The sequence below is a fragment of the Dietzia sp. Die43 genome, from assembly GCF_024519835.1.
GTDB lineage: Bacteria > Actinomycetota > Actinomycetes > Mycobacteriales > Mycobacteriaceae > Dietzia > Dietzia kunjamensis.
This window is the reverse complement of the sequence record NZ_JALJRF010000009.1, coordinates 127,601-149,749: the sequence shown is the minus strand read 5'-3', so window position 1 is coordinate 149,749 and position 22,149 is coordinate 127,601. Positions and strand designations below refer to the sequence as shown.

Annotated in this window: 18 protein-coding genes and 1 pseudogene; 15 read left to right on the top strand and 4 right to left on the bottom strand. The window is 63.8% G+C overall.

The genetic code is table 11. The features are described 5' to 3' along the window. The first annotated feature begins 3 nt into the window (after positions 1 to 3). Positions 4 to 1,482 (top strand): apolipoprotein N-acyltransferase, encoded by a 1,479-nt coding sequence (gene lnt, locus NR111_RS09665; protein ID WP_256820655.1) that lies wholly within the window; start codon positions 4 to 6, stop codon positions 1,480 to 1,482. 158 nt (positions 1,483 to 1,640) lie between these two features. On the opposite strand, the gene NR111_RS09660 is transcribed toward lnt, so the two are convergent. The 3 genes from NR111_RS09660 to NR111_RS09650 form a co-directional block, all read right to left on the bottom strand. After that, positions 1,641 to 2,609: an SURF1 family protein gene (locus NR111_RS09660; RefSeq protein ID WP_227022437.1), complete on the bottom strand. Its 969-nt coding sequence runs from the start codon at positions 2,607 to 2,609 to the stop codon at positions 1,641 to 1,643. A gap of 195 nt (positions 2,610 to 2,804) precedes the next feature. Further along, complete coding sequence (locus tag NR111_RS09655; RefSeq protein ID WP_206475223.1) at positions 2,805 to 3,548, bottom strand: M23 family metallopeptidase; 744 nt, start codon at positions 3,546 to 3,548, stop codon at positions 2,805 to 2,807. A gap of 270 nt (positions 3,549 to 3,818) precedes the next feature. Beyond that, positions 3,819 to 4,754: a cation diffusion facilitator family transporter gene (locus NR111_RS09650; RefSeq protein ID WP_256820654.1), complete on the bottom strand. Its 936-nt coding sequence runs from the start codon at positions 4,752 to 4,754 to the stop codon at positions 3,819 to 3,821. A 191-nt stretch (positions 4,755 to 4,945) separates the two neighbouring features. On the opposite strand from NR111_RS09650, the gene NR111_RS09645 reads away from it, so the two are divergent. The 11 genes from NR111_RS09645 to NR111_RS09595 all read left to right on the top strand — a co-directional run bounded on the left by NR111_RS09645 (position 4,946) and on the right by NR111_RS09595 (position 18,378). Beyond that, positions 4,946 to 5,599, top strand: a complete 654-nt coding sequence (locus NR111_RS09645) for a TlpA disulfide reductase family protein (protein WP_241261797.1) — start codon at positions 4,946 to 4,948, stop codon at positions 5,597 to 5,599. Further along, positions 5,596 to 6,450 (top strand): cytochrome c biogenesis CcdA family protein, encoded by an 855-nt coding sequence (locus NR111_RS09640; RefSeq protein ID WP_043568439.1) that lies wholly within the window; start codon positions 5,596 to 5,598, stop codon positions 6,448 to 6,450. Before NR111_RS09645 ends, NR111_RS09640 begins: the two co-directional genes overlap by 4 nt. A 358-nt stretch (positions 6,451 to 6,808) precedes the next feature. Beyond that, a complete protein-coding gene (locus tag NR111_RS09635; protein ID WP_067718077.1) occupies positions 6,809 to 8,356 on the top strand; it encodes a multicopper oxidase family protein in 1,548 nt (515 codons plus the stop codon). A gap of 76 nt (positions 8,357 to 8,432) precedes the next feature. After that, on the top strand, positions 8,433 to 9,053 hold the full coding sequence (locus tag NR111_RS09630) for a DUF305 domain-containing protein (protein WP_256820653.1): 621 nt from the start codon (positions 8,433 to 8,435) through the stop codon (positions 9,051 to 9,053). A 110-nt stretch (positions 9,054 to 9,163) separates the two neighbouring features. Continuing rightward, complete coding sequence (locus NR111_RS09625; protein WP_256820652.1) at positions 9,164 to 10,006, top strand: F510_1955 family glycosylhydrolase; 843 nt, start codon at positions 9,164 to 9,166, stop codon at positions 10,004 to 10,006. Positions 10,007 to 10,047: 41 nt separating this feature from the next. Next, complete coding sequence (locus tag NR111_RS09620; RefSeq protein ID WP_206475198.1) at positions 10,048 to 11,322, top strand: Ig-like domain-containing protein; 1,275 nt, start codon at positions 10,048 to 10,050, stop codon at positions 11,320 to 11,322. A gap of 377 nt (positions 11,323 to 11,699) precedes the next feature. Beyond that, positions 11,700 to 11,909: a heavy-metal-associated domain-containing protein gene (locus NR111_RS09615; RefSeq protein WP_007625927.1), complete on the top strand. Its 210-nt coding sequence runs from the start codon at positions 11,700 to 11,702 to the stop codon at positions 11,907 to 11,909. A gap of 86 nt (positions 11,910 to 11,995) precedes the next feature. Further along, entirely contained in the window at positions 11,996 to 14,368 is a 2,373-nt protein-coding gene (locus tag NR111_RS09610; protein WP_067718071.1) for a cation-translocating P-type ATPase, read from the top strand. Next, positions 14,365 to 14,721, top strand: coding sequence for a metal-sensitive transcriptional regulator (locus NR111_RS09605; protein ID WP_017838595.1), 357 nt, complete (start codon positions 14,365 to 14,367; stop codon positions 14,719 to 14,721). The genes NR111_RS09610 and NR111_RS09605 overlap by 4 nt, the downstream gene beginning before the upstream one ends. A 1,114-nt stretch (positions 14,722 to 15,835) precedes the next feature. Next, positions 15,836 to 17,776 (top strand): heavy metal translocating P-type ATPase, encoded by a 1,941-nt coding sequence (locus NR111_RS09600; protein WP_256820664.1) that lies wholly within the window; start codon positions 15,836 to 15,838, stop codon positions 17,774 to 17,776. Between the two features lie 5 nt (positions 17,777 to 17,781). Further along, positions 17,782 to 18,378: a CueP family metal-binding protein gene (locus NR111_RS09595; RefSeq protein ID WP_256820651.1), complete on the top strand. Its 597-nt coding sequence runs from the start codon at positions 17,782 to 17,784 to the stop codon at positions 18,376 to 18,378. 75 nt (positions 18,379 to 18,453) lie between these two features. Here NR111_RS09595 and NR111_RS09590 read toward each other — a convergent pair whose 3' ends face one another. After that, positions 18,454 to 18,843: a heavy metal-responsive transcriptional regulator gene (locus NR111_RS09590; protein WP_067719225.1), complete on the bottom strand. Its 390-nt coding sequence runs from the start codon at positions 18,841 to 18,843 to the stop codon at positions 18,454 to 18,456. 92 nt (positions 18,844 to 18,935) lie between these two features. Between NR111_RS09590 and merA the strand changes: the two are divergent. The 3 genes and pseudogenes from merA to NR111_RS09575 all read left to right on the top strand — a co-directional run bounded on the left by merA (position 18,936) and on the right by NR111_RS09575 (position 22,149). Next, a pseudogene (gene merA, locus NR111_RS09585) lies at positions 18,936 to 20,331 on the top strand (mercury(II) reductase). Positions 20,332 to 20,501: 170 nt separating this feature from the next. After that, positions 20,502 to 20,978 (top strand): signal peptidase II, encoded by a 477-nt coding sequence (gene lspA / locus NR111_RS09580; RefSeq protein ID WP_172812206.1) that lies wholly within the window; start codon positions 20,502 to 20,504, stop codon positions 20,976 to 20,978. A 604-nt stretch (positions 20,979 to 21,582) separates the two neighbouring features. Beyond that, positions 21,583 to 22,149 (top strand): copper chaperone PCu(A)C, encoded by a 567-nt coding sequence (locus tag NR111_RS09575; RefSeq protein WP_253702180.1) that lies wholly within the window; start codon positions 21,583 to 21,585, stop codon positions 22,147 to 22,149.

Genomic DNA, 22,149 nt, shown 5'->3' with positions numbered 1-22,149 from the left:
CGAATGGTGTCGTCATTGGGCGCAGGAATACTGCTGTACACCAGTTTCCCGCCTCTATCCTTGTGGTTTCTCGCCCCGGCCGGTCTTGCCATTTTGGTTCTGTCGGTCCGAGGGATCGGCGTGCGCGGCGCGTTCGGATTGGGATACCTGGCTGGTCTCGGGTTCTTCGTACCTTTACTGCCCTGGGTGGGGGTTTATGTCGGCGCTGTCCCCTGGCTAGCATTAGCGGCGCTACAGGCCGTGGCAGTCGCTGTCTTCGCTGGGGCCACCGCACTGGTGGCGCGGCTGCCCGGGGCTGCACTGTGGATCGCGTGCTGCTGGGTGGCCACCGAAGCGGTTCGAGCGCGCCTGCCCTTCGGTGGGTTTCCCTGGGGCCGGCTGGCGTTCGGTCAGACTGATGGACCATTGCTGGCGATCGCTCAGATCGCTGGGGCGCCAGGGGTGAGCCTGTCCGTTGCACTGGTGGGCAGCGCGACGGCTGCAGTGGTCGTCGGACTTGCTCGGCGCTCCGCCTGGCGCTCGGTGTCGCTGCTCGGGTCGGTGCTTGTGACCGCCTCTGCACTCGGCTCGATGCCCGTCCCTACCGCAGCGGTCACCACCCCCTCTAAAACGGTTGCCCTAGTCCAGGGCAACGTGCCCCGACTCGGTCTGGATTTCAACGCGCAACGGCGCGCTGTACTGGACAATCATGTGGCTCGTACCGACGCTCTCGCCGCCGAGGTCGCAGCGGGGGTGAAGCCCGCACCGGATCTGGTGATCTGGCCGGAGAACGCATCAGACATCGACCCGTTTCGCAATGCCGACGCTGCAGAACAGATCGATGCGGCCACAGAGGCGATCGGCGCTCCAATCCTTGTGGGGGCGGTGGTGTCCACTGGCTCCGGTACCACCCGAAATACAGCGCTGGTGTGGGAGCAAGGAACAGGACCTGGCGATGCGCACGACAAAAGACGCCTGGTTCCATTTGGTGAATATCTGCCAATGCGATCGATCGTGAGCAAGCTTTCGCCTTATGCCGCGCAGGCGGGCAACTTCGTGCCCGGTAACGGCGATGGTGTGGTGACCATCGATGAGACACCGCTCGCTGTGGCCACCTGTTATGAGGTCGCGTTCGATGATCTGGTATCCGAGTCGGTTCGGTCGGGGGCGCAGTTGATCGCGGTACCAACGAACAATGCAACCTTCGGCGATACCGACATGACCTATCAGCAGCTGGCGATGTCGCGGCTGCGCGCTGTCGAACACAACCGCACGGTGGTGGTAGCGGCCACCAGCGGTGTCAGCGCGATTATCGCGGCGAATGGCGATGTCCTCGAGCAGACCGAAATGTTCACTGCCGATGCCCTCGTCGCACAGGTCCCGCTCAATACCGAGTTCACACTTGCCACCCGATTACGTTCAATTCCTGAACTCATCATCACGGTCACCGCAGTATTCGCGATGCTGGTGGGGTGGATTGCTAGCCGCCGTCGGCGGGGCTGAGATCCCCGGCCATGAGTGCGCGCCGATATCGGGAGCGGACCCGTCGTCGGCCGGGCCGGCTGCAGGCGCTCAACGTGAGCATGTCGGGCAGGGCGCCGAGGGCGAGAAATTGATGAGCTCCCGCGAGGTAAGGGCGAGAGCCAGCTCGAGGATTGGACTCAGTAATCGAGCCTATTTCTCGGACGTAGACGCCGTCGGCGTTCAGCCTCAAATCTGGTGCCGTAGCGATCACGAACGGTCATCGTTACGAGGCGGTCATGGGCCACTGCCTCCGTGGCCGCATCCACCTCAGCAATATGACCGGATACGACATCAGGATCGATATCCCTGTCACCAGGTCCCACAGCACCGTCGCCTAGGCTGCCTTGCTCGTCGTTGCCCTGGCTACGTTGGCGGCGCCGCTCCCGGATTTCACTCCACAGAAAGTAGCCAAGCCCAATTGGCGCTAGAACTCCGAATGCAAGCCATTGAAGCCCATAGGACAGGTACGAACCCGCCTCGACTTCCGGTATCGGAGTTGGCTCGAGTGATCCTGGTTGACCTCCGGGGAGCTGGAGATGATAGCCAGCAAGATCGAGATCCAGAACCCGACCGATCGTCGAGGTTTCAATGGAGCGCACCATGTGACGATCGTGCAGAACTATCGGTTCGGCCGGGGTGTCGGTGGGCATTCTGAGCCTGGCGGTGATGGTCACTGGATCGGCTACCGCGGCCGGGTAGGTCGGCACCGTGTTGTTCTCGCCAACGCGAACCCATCCACGATTAATAAGCAGATCATCGCCGCCCTCGGTCCGAAATGCGGTGAGAACTTGGTAAACCTGTTCCCCGTCGACAGCTTGCTGCCGCAAGAGCACTTCGTCTTCGGGCAGATAGCGACCGGTTACTGTGACCCGATGCCACTCGGATTCGTCCAACGGCGCGTCCCGCGCCGTCAATTCCGTCAACGGCACTGGATCGGCTTCGACGCTGTGAAGAAGTTGGGAATTGCGCGTCTTCAAATCCTCGTTCTTGCCTAACTGCCATGGCGCCAACAGTGTGAAGCACGTATAGACGAACAGTGCGACGGCGATGAAGGAAATCAACCACCCCGGCGTCATCACGCGAAAGACCCTCTGCACGCCGTTCACGGTAGGCGTGATGGCAAGACGGTCGGCATCGGGGCCCTCCTGTCGGCACCAGCTCCGGCGATCATTAATCGTGCCCGCCTCCCGCCACTGTCGGCAGGGATGGTTCCGATCCGGCGAGATCAGCGTGTTGCGTGCCGAATTGTGGCATCCGGGCCTGGATCGGAAGTGTCGAGCAGCAGGTCGTTGTCTACGTCCTCAGATGACGACGCCGTTCGCGGCCAACCATGACACCGAGTCGATCCACTGGCCGGCGGGATTCTGTACGCCGAAGTGCACATGCGGACCAGTCGAGTAGCCACGGTTACCGACTTCACCGATCACCTGGCCGGCGGTGACCTGCTGGCCTTCGGTGACGTAGTTGGCATTGTTGTGGCCATACTCCAAGAGATAGCCGTCATCGGTCTTGATGCGAATCCATAACCCATAACCGGAAGCGGGGCCGGAGGCCACGACCGTGCCGGACTTGGCTGCATACAAGGGTGTGCCGATCGGCGCAGCGATGTCGGTGCCATTGTGGTTAGCGCCCCACCGCGAGCCGAAGCCAGAGGTGATCGTTCCATCAGTCGGCCTGTGAGCTTGGCTGGCGACCGAAAACGCCGAAGACGACGACTGAGCAGTATCGAATCCGAGCGCCTGGCTCAGCCCGGGGGCCTGACTTGCATACTGGCGGACCGCGTCAGCTCCGATGCCATAGCGGGCGGCAGCCTCTTCGACCATCTGTCCGACGTGCTCGGGATCAGACGATTGGGCAGCGGCCGCAGGGGCGACACTAAGCGCCGCGCCACCGGCGATTGCGGCGCCAGCCAGCGTGGTGGCGGCGATCCGGCCCACTCCCCTGGATCGGTTGGCGCGATGACGCCCACCAGCAGAGATGCGGTGGCCCACACCAAGCGAGTCCATGAGATCGGCGAACGGAACGCTCTTGGAGGAGCTCGACATGATTGATTCCTTCAACTTAAGCGATGGTCGCAGCTTCATACCGACGACCACTGGAGACTCCCGAAAAGGTAACAGTTGCATATCGTCCTGTCACGGAGAGTTTCCTGAGAATCCAGAAATCAGCAGTTCATACGCCATTTGTTATTCATCTACGGCATCGCCCGACCGTTACCCCGACGTGATTTTTGGTTCGAACGCGGGCCGGCCGGAGCCACCCCGCAATCGTCCCGGGTGACTAAACCGCGATCAACGCAAGCAGGATCAAGGTCCTTACTCCTGCCCCCTCCTCGTACCCGCCGCACGTGTGATGTCGATCGCTGCTGCCGCAGACTCATCGGGACAGTCGGTCTCCACCTGCACAGTAGAAAAGAAGAAGCCGTACCGATCCTGAAGCAAGTTGGAGGCGGATTGGAGAACGATGGGCGGATCGGCGCTTGCGGAGGTGCGCAGGTGGCCGGAGAACACGAAACGTCCACTGGTTAGTGCCCAAGCATGGGCATGATGGACGTCTTCCACCCCATCTATCGCTGCCAGGTCTTCAGTCACGTCAGACAGGTAGACCTCGTCGGGTGTGCCCTCCATGAGCAGATGGGTGGCGTCGCGCAGGATGCTCCAGCTTGCCCATACAAGCACGAAGCCGAACGCCAAACCGAGCAGCGGATCGATCAGCAAGAACCCGGTGAACTTGATCACTAGTGCGGTGACGATGACGAGCAGGCTGCCGACGAAGGTCTGGATGATGTGCCACAACGCGCCACGAACGTTCATGTCGCTGCGGCTTTGTTTCCAGATCAGGCTCAGGGCGACGATTTCGGTAAGCAAGCCTCCCGCGGCTGCCCACAGCATGGGCGTCGTGGGCAGGTCAACCGGAGCATTCATGCGCATGGCAGCCATCACGATCACCACCATCGCCATGATTAGCAGGAAACCGCCATTGACCAGCGCGCCTACGATCTCGGCGCGGTACCAGCCAAAGCTGCGATTTTCGTCTGCGGGGCGGCGGGCGAGTCGAGCAGCGAAGATGGCGACTAGGACACCACCGACCGCCGAGAAGGTGTGAAAAGCGTCCGAGATCACCGCAACCGAGCCGGTCCACAGCCCGATCGCCAACTCGATGACGAAGTAGATTCCCGTCAGCCAAGCCGAGATAGCCATGCCCCACCCACGAGCCTGCACCTGCCCGTGTCCACCATGCCCATGCGCCATGGGGGTCTCCTTTTTTGCACTCGGAATCCGGTTCTCGTGTCAGCTGCACACTGTGCATCGGTCTCGCGGTGCCCACAGCTTCTCTTGGGAATCTTGATCAGACCTTCATCGAACCCCGACCGAACCAATGGGGTAGGGGCGGCACAATCGTCCGGTGTGACTGTGCAGGCAAGAGTGGTGCTGATGCTGTGATGACGACGGATGTGTTCGGCAAGGCTGCGCAGCCCGGTAGCTGGGGCAGACGGGCAAGATGCCAACTGGCCGCAGTGGTGGTGAGTTCGCTTGTACTTACTGGCTGCGCTAGCGGCACTGATGCCGTCGCTTCAGGTGAGACGTTCGATTTTGTCAGCCCGGGCGGCCAGATTGAGATCTTCTATGATCCGCCGGCGGACCGCCAGAAGATCGCGCCGATGTCTGGCCCGGAAGTAGTAGATCCGGAGGCCACTGTGGCGGTCGCAGACTTTCCTGGCGAGGTGGTGCTGATCAACCTGTGGGGTCAGTGGTGTGCTCCCTGCCGGACGGAAACCGACGACCTGCAGCGACTACAGGACAAGTACCAGGCGCAAGGGTTCACCAATCTCGGCGTCAACTTGCGCGACCCGAATCGGCAAAAGCCTGTCGACTTCATCAAGGACTACGGGGTCACCTATCCCTCAATTTGGGACCCATCGCAGGCCGCGGTGGCAGCGCTACATGGTTTCCCCACCTCGGTGGTGCCAGCGACACTGATTCTCGACAAACAGCACCGAGTCGCTGCGGTATATCTAGCAGAGATCACCGACACCCAGTTGGAGCCGGTCATCGAGAGACTGCTGGCCGAGCCTGCTGAAAGCGACGCTGCATGAACACAGTGCTGATCGCGCAATCCATTGGCCAGACGTTCCAACAAACAGCTGCTTCCGGGCCTCTACTTCTCGCGTTGGGAGCATGTGTCCTTGCGGGACTCGTCTCGTTCGCCTCGCCGTGCGTAGTCCCGCTCGTGCCCGGGTATCTGGCATATATGGCCAGCATCGTGGGTGCAGAGCGCCCGGCGGTGACCGTGCAGGCCGCCGAGCAACGCCGCGCCGAAGCCAGCACGCTCACTCTTGAACAGCAGCGTCAGCGGGTGTCATCGCGACGACGAGTCGTCCTCGCCGCGGTGCTATTCGTTGCTGGATTCACGGTGGTCTTCGTGCTGCTGTCGGCGATGGTGCTGGGCACCGTGCAATACCTCGCCCCCCAGCAAGAATTGCTGCAGCGGCTCGGCGGTGTGGTGACCATCTTGATGGGTCTGGTGTTCATCGGGGCCATACCCGCCCTCCAGAGGGACACTCGAATGCAGCCGAAAGCGCTTTCCACCTGGGCGGGCGCGCCGCTACTTGGCGCCGTCTTCGCCCTGGGATGGACGCCGTGTCTCGGACCGACGCTGGCAGCGGCGTTGTCGGTGGCCGCCGGAACCGGACTCGACGCCGCACGCGGAGTACTGCTCATCGTGGCGTACTGCCTGGGGCTCGGACTGCCTTTTATCGTGGTGGCCTTCGGTTCGACGAGAGCCATCCGCACGGTGGGCTGGCTGCAACGACACACGCGAACGATTCAGATCGTCGGCGGCATCATGCTCATTGTCGTCGGAATCTTGCTGCTCAGCGGCATATGGACGCAGTTCGTGTACTGGCTCCGCGACTTCGCCGTCTCAGACACCACTTTGCCGATCTGACAGTGCTCCGATGGTCTCTCCTAACTCGAGTCGAGTCTGTCTGTCCGAAAAGAACCTTGATCGGATCTTGACGAAACGATGACCCAGATCTCGCATTTCGCCCCGCAGAATCGAGTTTCTAAGACAGGCAAGGAGTTGAGTCTGATGGGGTGGTTTTACGGTATGAACTGGATCGACATCGTCCTGTTGATCGCGTTCGTACTCGGTTTCTGGGCGATGGTTCTGGCCTTGACGACCAGTCTTTTCGGAGGGCATCGGCACCTACGCGGGTCTCACTCTCCTGCTACTGGGGTCGTCTCTTCCGGTATCTCTTTCGGATCTCACGTAGGGACCGCGACTTCGCGAAACGCCGATCATGATGAACGCTGACGCCACGGGGCGGGCAGGTGCGCTAAGACGTGCGCCGCGCGTGCTGGTCTCCCGCCGGTCTTTCTTGGCCGGATCGCTTCTCGCCGGCGCCGGCGCTCTGACTGCATGTTCTGGTTCCGGAGCAGCCACGGGCAGTCCCGTGGGAGCCTCGTCAGATCTCGTGAGGCGGCTTGAGCAGGAGCGACGCTCCCCCGGCCAAACGGTGGTATCTGCGCAGTTGACCCCCCGTCCGGTCGACGTTGATCTGGGTGGCCGAGTCGTCTCAACGTGGGGATACGACCAACAATTGCCAGGCCCACTGGTGCGGGCCCAAGCTGGAGAGCGGCTGCAGATCACCGTGGACAACCAGCTGCCCCAGGAGACCAGCGTGCACTGGCACGGGATCGCCATGAGCAACGACATGGACGGGGTTCCCGGGTTGACGCAGGACCCGATCGCACCAGGCACCACGTTCACCTACGACTTCACCGCCCCAGACCCGGGCACGTACTTCTACCACTCACATTCGGGTCTGCAACTCGATCGGGGCTTGTACGGAGTGGTGATCATCGATGATCCGGGCGAGCCCGGCGACTACGACCATGAATGGCTCGTGGTCCTTGACGACTGGGTCGACGGGACCGGTCGGACTCCCGACGATGTCGCCCGTGATCTGGGCATCGGTGCCGACACCGCAGATGCCGGGATGCAGGGGATGGACCACGACATGATGGACATGCACGGGGGTGAGGGGTCGATGATGTCCCCCATCCTCGGCAGCGCCGGGGATGTCACCTACCCGCACTTTCTGATCAATGGTCGACTCCCTGTCGACCCCTACGTTTGGAGAGCGTCGCGGGGCCAACGCGTGCGCATCCGGTTCGTCAATGCCGGCGCCGACACCGCGTTCCGGGTCGCGCTTGGCGGGCACCGGATGACCGTCACTCACACTGACGGCTTTCCCGTGCTTCCCGAGGACACCGATTCTCTTCTGATCGGTATGGGTGAACGGTTCGATGTTGTGGTCACGCTCGGCGACGGCGTGTTCCCGTTGTTCGCTCAGCCCGAAGGCAAGGATGGCCACGCGCAGGCCCTTGTACGTACAGCAGCGGGCGATCTCCCGACGAATTCCCGACCAGTCGAAGTGGACCGGCGTCCGCTATTGGGTACCGACTTATCCCCCAGCGAGGCAGTACGTCTGTCTAGCCAAAGTCATGATCGGTACCACAGTGTTGACCTGGGCGGGACGATGTCGCCGTACCGGTGGACCCTCAACAGCCAAGTCCACCCGGATTCGGTGCCGCTGGAGGTCAACAGTGGGGAGCGGGTGCGGATGCGGATGCGGAACATGTCCGACATGTTCCATCCGATGCACCTGCACGGACATACGTTCGCGCTCGCGGACAGCGGGCTTCGCAAGGATACCGTCACGATTCGGCCGATGCGCACTATTGAGATCGAGTTCGACACCGATAATCCTGGCCAGTGGGCGTTGCACTGCCACAACGCCTATCACCAAGAGGCCGGGATGATGACCACTCTGTCTTACCTCGCCTGACCGGCAAGGTGATCCACTCGCGGGCCCGAAAGTCCGCAGAAGAAAGGGAACCCAGATGAATCGAAAGAAGCTTGTGATGACCGCCGCTGCCGCCGCGGTCCTGCTGGGGCTGTCCGCCTGCACCAGCGACGAGACCGACACGGCCAGCGAGACCACGACCGCCGTCGAGACCACTGCGACCAGCGGGAGTTCGACCACCGAGCAGGCAGAGGAATCAGCTCAGCATTCCGAGGCTGACGTGATGTTCGCCCAGATGATGATCCCCCACCATGAGCAAGCCATCGAGATGAGCGACATCATCTTGTCCAAGGATGATGTCCCCGCCGACGTCACCTCGCTGGCCGAGGAGATCAAGGCGGCCCAGGGGCCCGAGATCGCGCAGCTGACCGACTGGCTTGAGCAGTGGGGCGAGCCGACGCAGCCCGAAGGCATGGACATGGGCGGTGACCATGACATGGCGCAGATGGAGGGCATGCTCTCCGATGAGGAATTGCAGCAGTTGTCCGACGCTCCCGGCCCTGAGGCTGCCGAGTTGTTCCTTAACCAGATGATCGCCCACCACGAAGGTGCCGTGGCCATGGCCGAAGACCAGGTGGAGAACGGCACGTACCCGCCGGCTGTCGATCTGGCGCAAACCATCATCGACACCCAGCAGCAGGAAATCGACACCATGCAGCAGATGCTCGACTCCATGTAAAAAAACGAAAGCTCGCATTCCCGGCGGGGTCGATGGCAGTCCGACCCCGCCGGAGACCGTCTGGACATCAACACATTTTCTTGTCCCTGCCAGAAACGAGATACGCACTCATGCTTTCGCACCGAAAGCGGGCCTGGACCCCAATAGCCATCCTTGCATCGGCTCTCACCGCGACCGCGTGTTCAAGCCCGCAGCAGACGCCAGCACCCGAATCCGGGGACGCCTCATCGACGGTCGGCACCGCATTAACACCCGCGCTTGACCATGTGCACGGACTCCACCTCGATGCTGAGGGAAGGGTGCTGGCCGGCACGCATACGGGGCTTTTCGTCCTCAACCCCGATGGCGCGACCACCCGCGTCGGCGACGCCGACGACGACTTCATGGGGCTCACAGGCGCGCCCGGGACGGATAACCTCTACGCCTCGGGCCATCCCGGCCCGTCAAGCTCCGCCCCCAATCCTCTCGGACTCATCGAGAGTGTCGACGGCGGCCAGTCGTGGGCGACGAAATCCCTCTCCGGCGAAGTCGACTTTCACGCCCTGACCACCGACGGAAACACCCTTGTCGGATTCGACACCGCCAACGGAATTCGAACGTCCACCGACTCGGGCGTCAGTTGGACCGACGGCATCGAGATAGCCGCGAGAGCATTGGCGATTACCGACGAGGGCATCTGGGCCACAACCGCAGGAGGCCTACAACTCAGCACCGACATCGGGCGCACATTCGCATCAGTACCAGCTGCTCCCGAACTCCTGCTGATATCTGCAGCCGAAGACGGCACCCTCTGGGGGATCGACACCGACGGCACCGCCTGGCGCAAGAACGTCAACGACGATGAGTGGCAGCAGGGACCAGTCGTCGGTGATGTCGAAGCCATCATCGCCGCGGACCAGGACACTGCCTACGCTGCTGATGGACGGTCACTTCATACATTAACGATTCCCTGAAACGTCATCGGCGGCGCAAACCAAGGCCGACCGAAGACGGAATGGAAACTACCGGTCAGAACGCATACGAACTCGAGGGAGAAGTGGCGAGGAAAGAAGCGATGCTCGCAGGCGGAGCCGCACCAGAGCGCACACCGGCGAAACGGCTTGCCTCGGTCGCGGTGGCCTTAGTGGCCGCAGTAGGGCTGAGCGCGTGCACGATCGGAGATACCGAGGACACCTCGACGGCCGCTGCACCGAAAGAAGCCCCCGCCGCTGCGGCCGTCATTCACACCTCGTTCGAAGATGGGACAGTGGCCGCGACGCCGCGGGAACCGATCGTTCTGGATGTGACAGACGGTGCGTTCGACGATGTCACGGTCACAAACGAAGAAGGCCGCGAGGTCGAAGGCGAGTTCAACGCGGAACGCTCCCAGTGGCGCACCACCGAGACTCTGGGCTACAACCGGGATTACTCGATCGAGGCGAGCGCTACTAACGACGACGGTAAGACGATTACAGACTCGTCCTCGTTCAGCACCGTGGTCCCGAACTCGACCACCAGCGCGAGCCTGGTGACCGGTCAGGGCCACACGGTAGGTATCGCGCAGCCGGTCGCGGTGCGTTTCGAGTCCGCCGTCGGCGACCGTAAGGCCGTCCAGGACGCCATCGAGGTCACCACGACCCCCGCCGTCGAAGGAGCCTTCTACTGGGTGTCGCCCTCGGAGGTTCGCTGGCGCCCCGCCGAATTCTGGGCACCGGGCACCGAGGTCGACGTCGACGTCAACATCTACGGCACCGATATGGGCGAAGGCCTTTACGGAGCCCAGGACGCAAACAGCAACTTCACGATCGGCGACGAGGTCATCACCACGATCGACGACAACACCAAGACAATGACGACCCGAATCAATGGCGAGGTCGCCAGCAGTAGCCCGGTCTCACTAGGAAAGGCATCGACACCCACCCCGAACGGCACCTACTACATCGGCGACCGATACGAATCGCTCATCATGGATTCATCGACGTTTGGTGTGCCGGTCGACTCGGCCGACGGCTACCGGCTTTCAGTCAACTGGGCCACCCAGATGTCCTACAGCGGGATCTACGTCCATGCCGCCCCATGGTCCGTTGAACAACAGGGCTTCACCAACGTCAGTAACGGCTGTATCAATGTCACCGACGCCTACGCCAAGTCGTTCCAGCACAGCAGCAACCGGGGCGACGTGGTCAAGGTCATCAATACCGTCGGACCGACGCTTCCCGGGACCGACGGGCTGGGCGACTGGAACATCCCGTGGGAAACCTGGCGTGCTGGAAATGCCGACCTAGCCTAAGAGGCCCTCGGCCAGGGTTCCGAACAATTGGTTGCGGATACAGACATGGCCGGGTGTTGGCCTGCGTTAATACGCGTCGCCCGTCTCTATGACGAACTGCTCGACTGCGGCAGCAAGGGCCTGGTTCGCGCTGCACCGCCAGCACGGTGAGCTCGTCTCCGCGCTTCCAAAGACCTTGCCGCCACGGCTCTTGCGCCCGCCTACTGGTCAATCCATACGGCGTCCGGGCGATCAGAGTGCAGGCGGAGTGAGCCGCGGACACAAGCGAACATCACCCTTGACCAATACCCCTACGGGGTATATGTTCATTGGTGTTCGGATTGATCCGAGCCATCGGATGTCTCAACGAACTACACCCGTCAACGGAAGGAGCCGTCATGGCTACCAGCACCAAGGAGTACACCGTCCAGGGCATGACCTGCGGACACTGTGAGTCGTCGGTCAAGGAGGAAGTCGGCGAAATCGCGGGCGTCTCCATGGTGGAGGCCTCGAGCAAGACCGGAACGGTGTCGGTCTCCGGCGAGGGCTTCACCGACGAGCAGGTCGTCGCCGCCGTCAAGGAAGCCGGCTACACCGTCACCTCTTGACGCGAAGCGATCTCGCCAGCCCCAGCAGCTGGCGAGATCCCTGGCCCCGAGCACACCACCCGTTCACCGTGAAGGATTGATCCTCGATGACCCAGACTCAACCCTCCCAGATGCACCCCGCGGTGGACCTGATCGACATAGATCTGGGCGTCACGGGCATGACCTGCACTTCGTGCTCGGGGCGGGTCGAGCGCAAGCTCAACAAGCTCGACGGGGTGGACGCCACGGTCAACTTCGCCACCGAGTCCGCGTCCATCTCCTTCGACCCGAGCAAGGTCGACACGGACGCGCTCATCGAGACCGTGCGCGGTGCGGGATACGACGCGTTCACGATGAAGAATGACGACGACCAGGCTGTGGACGCAACTTCCGCAGGTGGCGGCGCCGGTCCCCGAGACCAGATCGAGGAGGCCAGGGAACGCGAGACCGCAGACCTCAAACACCGTCTGATTGTCTCGGCTGCACTCACGGTCCCGGTGGTCTTGCTGAGCATGATCCCGGCACTGCAGTTCACCAATTGGCAGTGGGCCGTGCTGACCATGGCCACCCCCATCTTCTTCTGGGGAGGCGCACCCTTCCACAAGGCCACCCTCGCCAACCTGCGGCACGGCTCGTTCACCATGGACACCCTGGTCTCCATGGGCACGGCGGCCGCCTACCTCTGGTCACTGTGGGCACTGTTCCTCGGCAACGCCGGCATGCCCGGCATGACCATGGAAGTGCATCTGCTGCCCACAAACTCCACGATGGACGAGATCTATCTGGAGACCGCCGCCGTGGTGATCTCCTTCCTGCTGCTGGGCCGCTGGTTTGAAACCAAGGCCAAGGGGCAGTCCTCCGCCGCACTCAAGGCGCTCCTCGACATGGGAGCCAAGGACGCCGCCGTCCTCCGCGACGGCGTCGAGGTCCGCATCCCCGTGGGTCAGTTGAAGGTCGGCGACATCGTCGTGGTGCGCCCGGGCGAAAAGATCGCCACCGACGGTCGCGTCACCGAGGGTTCGTCCGCGATCGACGAGTCCATGCTCACCGGCGAATCCGTCCCGGTTGAGGTCACGTCCGGCTCCACGGTGACCGGCGCAACCATGAACACCTCGGGAAGACTGCTGATCGAGGTCACCCGCACCGGCGAGAACACCACACTGTCCCAGATGGCCAAGCTGGTCACCGAGGCGCAGTCCAAGAAGGCCCCGGTCCAACGACTGGTCGACCGCATCTCGCAGGTCTTCGTGCCCATCGTGATCGTCATCGCGATCATCACCCTGCTCGTGCACTTGTTTGTGGTGGGAGCGGGACTGGCCACCGCGTTCACCGCCGCCGTGGCCGTGCTCATCATCGCCTGCCCGTGCGCACTGGGCCTGGCCACTCCCACCGCACTCCTGGTCGGTACCGGCCGCGGCGCCCAGATGGGACTGCTCATCAAGGGGCCCGAGGTCCTAGAGTCCACCCGGCGCGTCGACACCATCGTCATGGACAAGACCGGCACCGTCACCTCCGGAGTGATGTCCGTCAGCCAGGTCACCACTGCCGCCGGATTCGACCGGACGGATCTGCTGGTCAAGGCCGCTGCGGTGGAGGCCGCGTCCGAGCACCCGATCGCCCAGGCCATCGCCCGCGAGGGTGCAAAGAGTCTGGCGGGCGAGGGCCCCGTGGCCGACAGGGAGGCCGGATCCGCCATTCTGCCGGAGGTCACCGGGTTCACCAATACTGCAGGCCGTGGCGTCACGGGCACCGTCGACGGTGCCGTGGTGACCATTGGTCGCCCTGAGGGCTCCCTGCCGGCGGACCTGCGGACCGCGTTCGACGATGCCCAGAAGCAGGGCGGCACCCCTGTGGTCGCCCAGATCGACGGCACCGTCGCGGGCGTGATCACCGTCCGCGACACCGTCAAGCCCACCTCCGCCGAGGCGGTAGCCGGACTCAAAGCTCTCGGATTGACCCCGTGGCTGCTCACCGGCGACAACGCCGGAGCCGCACGTGTCGTGGCCAGCGAGGTCGGCATTGATCCGGCCAACGTGATCGCCGAGGTCATGCCCCACGACAAGGTCGCCCAGATCGAGAAACTGCAGGCCAAGGGCAAGAACGTCGCCATGGTCGGCGACGGCGTCAACGACGCGGCAGCTCTCGCCCGGGCCGAGCTCGGACTGGCGATGGGCGCCGGCACGGACGTGGCGATCGAAGCCTCCGACATCACTCTGATGAACGACGACCTGCGATCCGCCGTGGACGCGATCAGGCTGTCACGCCGGACCCTGGGCACCATCAAGGGCAACCTATTCTGGGCGTTCGCCTACAACCTCGCACTGATCCCCGTCGCTGCGATCGGACTGCTCAACCCCATACTCGCAGGCGTCGCAATGGCGTTCTCGAGTGTGTTCGTGGTGACCAACTCCCTACGCCTGCGCGGGTTCACCTCAAGCCACGCGACCCCCAACCACGACCAGACCAGGAGCCAGTCATGACGGATACGCCGGACCTCGCCATCGACCCTGCAGCCGAGCACGATGCCGAAGCCGCTGGCTGCGAGACCCACAGTCACCACGGCTACATGAAGGAAAAGGACCGCTACAAGGCCCGGCTCAAGCGGATCGAGGGCCAGGTGCGGGGCATCCACCGCATGATCGATGAGGAGCAGTACTGCATCGACATCCTCACCCAGGTCAGCGCCATCAATTCCGCACTGCGCAACGTCGCCCTCGGCCTGCTCGACGACCACATGCGCCACTGCGTCGCCGACGCAGTGAACGAGTCCGACGAGGCCGCAGAGATCAAATTCAAGGAAGTGGCCGACGCCATCGCCCGCTTCTCCCGCTAAGCGGGGGCGGGTAGGTGCATGGGAGGCCCCGGCAAGGTCGCGAGCAGGATGCTTCGCGGATGTAGCAGAGCCCCGAAATTCGGTGAACACGCCTCACCAACATACCCCGTTGGGGTATAGTTTGCGGGTGGGAAAGCCAATGAACTCGCACGGCAGAAACCAGGAGAGAACATGACATCTGATCGAATTCAGGATCCGGTCGACGCCGCCGGTTAGCTCGACGAACTCGCGGGCCCTATCCCGGGCTGGCAACCCGGTTGTTCCAATCGTCCCAGGCCATCACCGCAGGTCGTCACCGAAAAAGCCTTCGGGTTCGAGCAATGTGGCTACGAAGTCGGGCCAAAGGCAGCTCACCCTGGCCCACGCCCTTGGGCGCCCGAAAGACCAGCAGCGGCGGAGGGTGCTTCCATCGTTCCGAGCGCCCTAGAAGGGAGCCGCCATCATCGTGGCGCCAGCCCGAACCACTCCCCTGACGAACATCTTGAGCAAACCTCCACAATCTCCACCACAATCCGCTGGCTCACCCACGATCCTGACTGTCGGCCGGACCCCAGAACGCCAGGACGTGCGTCATCACCGACGGGAACGGCGATCCTGGGATGGGCGGTGTCACGAACGTGGTCGGCCGAGCACAGATGTCAGCACGATTCGATACCCTGCGGCGGTATCGGCTCGTGGCCCGGAGCAACTGCTACTTGGCCCCACGGGAAGAGATGTCCATGACCCCTAGAACACATCATGCGCTAGGGCTCACCGCTGTCAGGGAATCATGTTCTTGCTGTTTCACTCCCTCGAAACTCCTGCATATCGAAGCTGCCGGACGCATGCCGCTCGAAGATCACGCCAACCAGGTGGCAATGGACAAGACGGAAGGGACCAAATGAATCAGTCGCACGATCATCATGACCACGCCCACAGTCACGGATCCGGCGGAGCCGCGGCCGGGCACCTCAACGAGCGAGACACGGCGGTAGCTGAGCACCATCACCCGGACGGGCCCCAGGAGACGACGGGCCACGCCCATGCGGGGCAGCATCACGCTGGCCATGAAGACCATGGCGGTCATGCCGGGCACGGAGACCATGTCGGGCAGTTCCGACGTTTGTTCTGGATCATGCTCGTCTTGGCGGTGCCGGTGGTCGGCTTCAACGAGATGTTCGCCGACCTCATCGGTTACCAGCTGCCCGACGCCGGATGGGTGTGGTGGGTCTCCCCCGCCCTGGGCACAGTGATTTATCTCTGGGGTGGTCGGCCGTTCCTTACTGGCGCGGTGTCTGAGGTTCGCGCTCGGCAGCCCGGCATGATGCTGCTCATCGGCTTGGCGATCACCGTGGCGTTCATCGCCTCCTGGGGCGCAAGCCTGAGCTTGTTGGATCATGAGCTGAACTTCTGGTGGGAACTGGCGCTGCTGGTGGTCATCATGCTGCTGGGCCACTGGATTGAGATGCGTTCTCTGGCGCACACCACCTCTGCACTCGATTCTCTGGCGGCGCTGCTGCCTGATGAGGCCGAGAAGGTCGACGGCGACGACGTGGTCACCGTCGCACCGGCCGATCTGCTGGTCGGCGACGTCGTAATTGTCCGCCCCGGTGCTTCTGTGCCCGCCGACGGCAGGATCATCGACGGCTCGGCCAGCATGGACGAGTCCATGGTGACCGGCGAATCCAAGGCGGTCCGGCGTGAGATCGGCGAGCAGGTGGTCGCCGGCACGGTGGCCACCGACTCCGGCTTACGCGTCGAGGTCTCCGCAATCGGTGACGACACTGCCCTGGCCGGAATTCAGAAGCTGGTGGCCGACGCGCAGGCATCCTCCTCGCGGGCCCAGCGCATCGCTGACACCGCGGCCGGCTGGTTGTTCTGGTTCGCCCTCGCATCGGCCGTGATCACCGCTGTCATCTGGAGTGTTCTGGGGATGCCGGATGCGGGGGTGGTGCGCACGATCACCGTGCTGGTGATCGCCTGCCCGCACGCGCTGGGTTTGGCGATTCCGTTGGTGGTCTCGATCGCCACCGAACGCGCCGCCCGCGGCGGCGTGCTGATCAAGGACCGCCTCGCGCTGGAATCGATGCGAACGGTGAACTCTGTCCTGTTCGACAAGACCGGCACCCTGACCAAAGGCGAACCCACCGTCACCGGGATCAAACCGATCGAGGGACACACCGAGGACGAGGTGCTCGCCCTCGCTGCTGCGGCCGAGAGCGACAGTGAGCACCCACTCGCCAGAGCTGTGGTCGGGGCGGCGCGAGCCCGGGAATTGGCCGTGCCGACGGCGACCGACTTCTCCTCCTCGCCAGCGGTGGGCGTGAAGGCCACGGTGGAGGGCACCGTGGTCGAGGTCGGCGGCCCCTATCTCCTCGACCAACACGACCGCGCCGAACTGCCCGTCGTCGATCAGTGGCGCGACGAGGGCGCGATCATCCTGCACGTCCTCGCCGATGGTCGGGTGATCGGCGCACTGCGGTTGGCCGATGAGATCCGGCCGGAGTCCCGTGACGCCGTCAATGCGCTCCATGCTGCCGGTGCGCAAGTCGTCATGATCACCGGCGATGCTCAGGCCGTCGCCGACACCGTCGCCACCGAGCTCGGCATCGACCGGGTCTTCGCCGGGGTCCGGCCCGAGGACAAGGCCGCCAAGGTCGCTCAACTCCAGCACGAGGGCCGCAAGGTCGCCATGGTCGGCGACGGGGTCAACGACGCCCCGGCGCTGGCCCAAGCCGATGTGGGCATCGCCATCGGCGCCGGGACCGACGTGGCGATCGGCTCCGCCGGGGTAATCCTGGCCAGCTCGGATCCCCGCTCGGTGCTCTCGGTCATCGAACTCTCCCGCGCGAGCTACCGCAAAATGAAGCAGAACCTGTGGTGGGCCGCCGGATACAACCTCGCCGCCGTGCCTCTCGCCGCTGGAGTGTTAGCCCCGATCGGATTCGTGCTGCCCATGAGCGTCGGCGCCATCCTCATGTCGCTCTCGACGGTCGTTGTTGCCCTCAACGCCCAGCTGCTACGCCGCCTCGACCTGAGTCCAGAATCCGTCACACGAGCGATGGAGCGAGGATAACCACAATGATCACCACCGACACCTCTCGGCGACGAGTCGCATCCGCGTTGCTTGCTGCCGCCGCGTTGACTCTCGCCGGCTGCTCGACCGGACCCGCCGACAACGCACCGACGGGAACGCCAACCGCGTCGTTGGAGTCCTACGGACTCGCCGGTCTCGATGCGCCCCAGATCATCGAGAAACTCGACGCCATGCCGGTCGCTGATAGGCCTGACGATCTGATCGCCTCGGTGCAGCCGAACGAACTGGTCTTGACCAGTGGCGATGAGAGCCTCGCAACAATTCCGATGCCAGATGACCAGTTCTATCTGGCAGTGGCGCCCTACGACACCAGCACCCACCCCTGCCAATTCCACAGCCTGACCACCTGCCTCGGCGAGATAGCTACTGAAGAGATGCACGTCACCGTCACCGATACCGCCACCGGAGACATCCTCATCGATGAACCACGCACCACCTATGACAACGGCTTCCTCGGACTCTGGCTCCCCCGGGACGTCACCGGCGTACTCACCATCGACTACGACGGCAAATCGGCCACTGTTCCGATCGCCACCGGAGACCAGGACCTCACCTGCCTGACCACCATGAGACTCGCCTGACAACCCCCCGCCGGGTCGCGGCCACCGGCTGGCAGGGAAGCCAGGTGCGTCCCGCATGGGCCACAGCTCCGCCAGTCAGAGGTAGTGGCAGATCGTTTCGGCTTGGCAGGTCGCAGGGTCCACTGTGCGGTTGGCGGTCTGGAGCTGGGTGACTGTCTGACGCAGCTGCAAGAGGTCGGCTATCTGCTGGTCGATCTCGTCCAGTCGAGTCACCAGGAGCGTGTCGACGTGAGCGCAAGGTGCCTGTCCGTCATCGCGAATCCGGAGGATCTCACCGATGCGGGCAAGCGATAGTCCCGCGCTCTGGCCCCGCCGGATGAAATCGATCCGGGAGATCGCGTGCTCGGGGTAGTCACGGTAACCGTTGAGGGTTCGTTGTGGGGGCGGGAGCAGGCCCACGGATTCGTAGTAGCGAAGGGTTTTCGGAGTGGTGCCCGCCGTGGCAGCCAGTTCGCCGATCCTCATTGAATCTACCGTTCCTTCGAGACCGCCTGGTTTGACCTTCCAGTGTGCTGGAAGGTCCATCCTAATGAGCGAAGAAAGAGAGGGGCCATCTGATGGAACCGGGTTTCGAATTCGATTTGGCGGTGGTGGGCTCCGGCGGGGCAGCCATGGCGGCCGCTATCACCGCGCGGCAGGCCGGCAGGACGGTGCTGGTGATCGAGCGCGGCACCATCGGCGGCACCTGCGTGAACATCGGGTGCGTCCCGTCCAAGGCGCTGCTGGCCGCTGCTGGCACCCGCCAGGCCGCACTGACCAATCCCTTCCCCAGGGGTCCCCACCCTCGCCCGGGACGTTGATCTGGGAGCGCTGGTCAGACAAAAGGACCAGCTGATCACCCAGCTGCGAGGGACCAAGTACGCCGACGTCGCGGACGCCCATGGCTTCGAAGTCCGCCGCGGGGAGGCATCCTTCCTCGATCCCGACACTCTGGTCATCGATGGGGATCCGGTGGCGGCCGGATCGGTGGTGCTGGCCACCGGAGCAGAACCGGCACGACCGAAGGATGTAGCCGGGCTGGGCGAGGTGGAGCATCTCACCTCAACCACAGCCATGGAATTGACTGAACTGCCCGAGTCCATGATCGTCATCGGCGGCGGCTATGTCGGTATCGAACAGGCCCAGCTCTTCGCCCATCTGGGCACCCGGGTGACCATCATCGGCAGGATCACCCCGGCCGCCGAACCGGAGATGGTCGCCATCCTGCGCCAGGCCCTGGCCCAAGACGGGATCACGGTAGTCGAAGAGCACGCCACCACTGTCGACCGGCAGCACGCACAAGTCAGGGTGCGCACAGCGTCGGGCCGAAACCTCTGCGCTGAGCACCTCTTGGTGGCCACCGGGCGTCTCCCTTCCACAGCTCGCCTCAACCTGCCAGCCGCAGGCATCACCACCGACCCGGACGGATTCATCCTCGTCGATAAGCATCAGCGCACCACCAACCGGCGGGTCTTCGCCGCCGGAGACGCCACCACGGCACCCCAGTTCGTCTACGTCGCTGCTGCCACTGGGAAGGCCGCCGCCGTCAACGCTCTTCGGACCGATCCGCAGGCCCCAGCCGAGGTCGTCGATTACACCGGACTGCCGACGGTGATCTTCTCCCGCCCCCAACTAGCCACCGCCGGGCTCACCGAGGCCGCAGCCCGGGCCGCCGGGCACCGGTGCCAAACCCGAGTGATGAGCTTCGAGGACCTGCCGCGCGCCTTAGTCGACCAGGACACCCGCGGGGCGATCAAGATGGTCGCCGAAACAGAAACCGGGAGGATCCTCGGACTCAGCGCCATCGGAGACCACGCCGGAGAAATCATGCTCGCCGCGACCTACGCCATCACAGCCGGGATGACCACCCGCCAGATTGCCGACACCTGGGCCCCCTATCTGACCACCTCCGAAGCCCTGCGCCTGGTCGCAGGCACCTTCCACACCGAACTACCCACCTCCTGCTGCGCCTGACCACCGCCTCCACATGAGGGGGCTTGGTTGGCCGCGATCGAGGTTCCTGCCGCCTCCGGTTTCGAGTCGAGGAGGATGACGTCATGCCAAAGGACGTTAGTCCCGCTACTGCACCACCCCACCAAGGCGAACAAGGCGCCCGGGCGCGAACTGCTCTGGTCGTCTCCGTCATGCTGCTGGCCGCGGCGGACCTCGGAGCTAAAACTTGGGCGGGCGGAGCACTGGCCGACGGCCACACGGTGGATCTGGGACCAATGCAGCTGCGCCTGGGTTTCAACTCCGGGGTGGCGTTCAGCCTCGGCGCTGGCCTTCCCGCCGGCGTCGTTCTCGCCATCACTGGCCTCATCATCGGCGCCCTGGCGCTCTTCACCTGGCGGGCCACCGGCACAGCAACGCGCACAGTACGACTGGCGTTGGCCCTGGTCTTGGGCGGAGCTGTGGCCAACTTCATCGATCGCGCCCCCGACGGGCTGGTGACTGACTACCTGCACACCGGATGGTTCCCTACTTTCAACCTCGCCGATGTCTTCATCACCGGTGGCGCTGTGGTGCTGATCGTGGCCACCCTTACCGGCCGCGACAGGATCGAGGTGTGGGAGACGCCAGAAGTTGCAGCCCGGCAAGTCAGGGGACCTCATGACAACTGAGGTGGCCGCGGCAGCATCGGCCTTGTGGTTCGGCCTCGTGGCCGCGTTCGGGGTGCGCTCCTAGCGCCCCCATCAGAGCACCGCTTTCGCCGACCTGCGCGACCTGCGCGGCCTGCGCGGCCTGCCCGGATCAGTCGAGTGGTTGAGGTGGGAGCTGGTGACGTCAGGTCTTGCGTGCCGACCGCGAGACGAGTCCGAGTTACACCGAGATTCTGCGACAGATGCTCACAGTGGCTGACCCACGCTCAGGGCGGCAGCGCTATCCCCGCTGCATTTCCGCCGATCCCGAGCCCGCTTGGTCGGCAGCCAGTCGATGCAGTTGCGCTCGCCTCTAGTTCGGCCGTACCTGACTGCTCAGGTGCCGACGTGGCCGCACCCGGCCGGTGCGGTGGCCGGCTCTGTCGTTTCTACAACCCACCCACGGCCGGTGGGTTGGACCAAAGCGCGGCATTATAGAGTCCTGGCTAGCCGTTGCAGCCCGAAACGCGCCGTAAATAATCCACGCCGGTGCGACGCTCCGTTTGGACAACAGGGGCGGTCGCGGTTCAGGTGCGTGGAGTTACATGGATGTGAGTGAGCTATGCGTAGGACTCCCTTCGTCGCGGTGATCGCCGCGGTCGCCCTGGGCCTGGCCGGGTGCACCTCGGAGAACACCGAGACCGGGACGGAGACGACCGCAGCCTCGACCGTCGGCGCGGCGCCCATTGTGGTGGAGGATGCGTGGGTCAAGGCCACTGATGTCAATGGGGGCACTGAACACGGCGAGGCCGCCACTGGTGACCCCGGTTCTGCTGACCCGAAAGCGCACGGTGACGGTGGCGCGATGGCACCGGTGTTTGGGATCGTGCGGAATCAATCCGATGAGGATGTCCGCTTGGTCGAGGTGGCCTCCGTGGTCTCCGGTGAGGCCGAGTTGCACGAGACCGTCTCGGGGGCGGCGGGTGGCTCGATGATGCAGGAGCGAGAGGGCGGCTTTGTCATCCCGGCAGGCGGAGAGCTTGTCTTCGAGCCTGGCGGGAACCACATCATGCTGATGGGCGTGCACGAATCGATCCGCACGGGTCAGGAAGTCGCCGTGACCCTCACATTGGAGAACGGCGACAGCAGCGAGATCGTCGCCTCCGCGCGGTCGTTCGAGGGGGGCAATGAGCAGTACCAGGGCGGGGAGTGA

Coding starts and splice junctions, on each gene's coding strand:
- lnt (WP_256820655.1), top strand. CDS start 4: ATGGTGTCGTCATTGGGCGCAGGAATACTGCTGTACACCAGTTTCCCG.
- NR111_RS09655 (WP_206475223.1), bottom strand. CDS start 3,548: ATGTCGAGCTCCTCCAAGAGCGTTCCGTTCGCCGATCTCATGGACTCG.
- NR111_RS09650 (WP_256820654.1), bottom strand. CDS start 4,754: ATGGCGCATGGGCATGGTGGACACGGGCAGGTGCAGGCTCGTGGGTGG.
- NR111_RS09645 (WP_241261797.1), top strand. CDS start 4,946: ATGACGACGGATGTGTTCGGCAAGGCTGCGCAGCCCGGTAGCTGGGGC.
- NR111_RS09640 (WP_043568439.1), top strand. CDS start 5,596: ATGAACACAGTGCTGATCGCGCAATCCATTGGCCAGACGTTCCAACAA.
- NR111_RS09635 (WP_067718077.1), top strand. CDS start 6,809: ATGAACGCTGACGCCACGGGGCGGGCAGGTGCGCTAAGACGTGCGCCG.
- NR111_RS09630 (WP_256820653.1), top strand. CDS start 8,433: ATGACCGCCGCTGCCGCCGCGGTCCTGCTGGGGCTGTCCGCCTGCACC.
- NR111_RS09625 (WP_256820652.1), top strand. CDS start 9,164: ATGCTTTCGCACCGAAAGCGGGCCTGGACCCCAATAGCCATCCTTGCA.
- NR111_RS09620 (WP_206475198.1), top strand. CDS start 10,048: ATGGAAACTACCGGTCAGAACGCATACGAACTCGAGGGAGAAGTGGCG.
- NR111_RS09615 (WP_007625927.1), top strand. CDS start 11,700: ATGGCTACCAGCACCAAGGAGTACACCGTCCAGGGCATGACCTGCGGA.
- NR111_RS09610 (WP_067718071.1), top strand. CDS start 11,996: ATGACCCAGACTCAACCCTCCCAGATGCACCCCGCGGTGGACCTGATC.
- NR111_RS09605 (WP_017838595.1), top strand. CDS start 14,365: ATGACGGATACGCCGGACCTCGCCATCGACCCTGCAGCCGAGCACGAT.
- NR111_RS09600 (WP_256820664.1), top strand. CDS start 15,836: ATGCTCGTCTTGGCGGTGCCGGTGGTCGGCTTCAACGAGATGTTCGCC.
- NR111_RS09595 (WP_256820651.1), top strand. CDS start 17,782: ATGATCACCACCGACACCTCTCGGCGACGAGTCGCATCCGCGTTGCTT.
- NR111_RS09590 (WP_067719225.1), bottom strand. CDS start 18,843: ATGAGGATCGGCGAACTGGCTGCCACGGCGGGCACCACTCCGAAAACC.
- lspA (WP_172812206.1), top strand. CDS start 20,502: ATGCTGCTGGCCGCGGCGGACCTCGGAGCTAAAACTTGGGCGGGCGGA.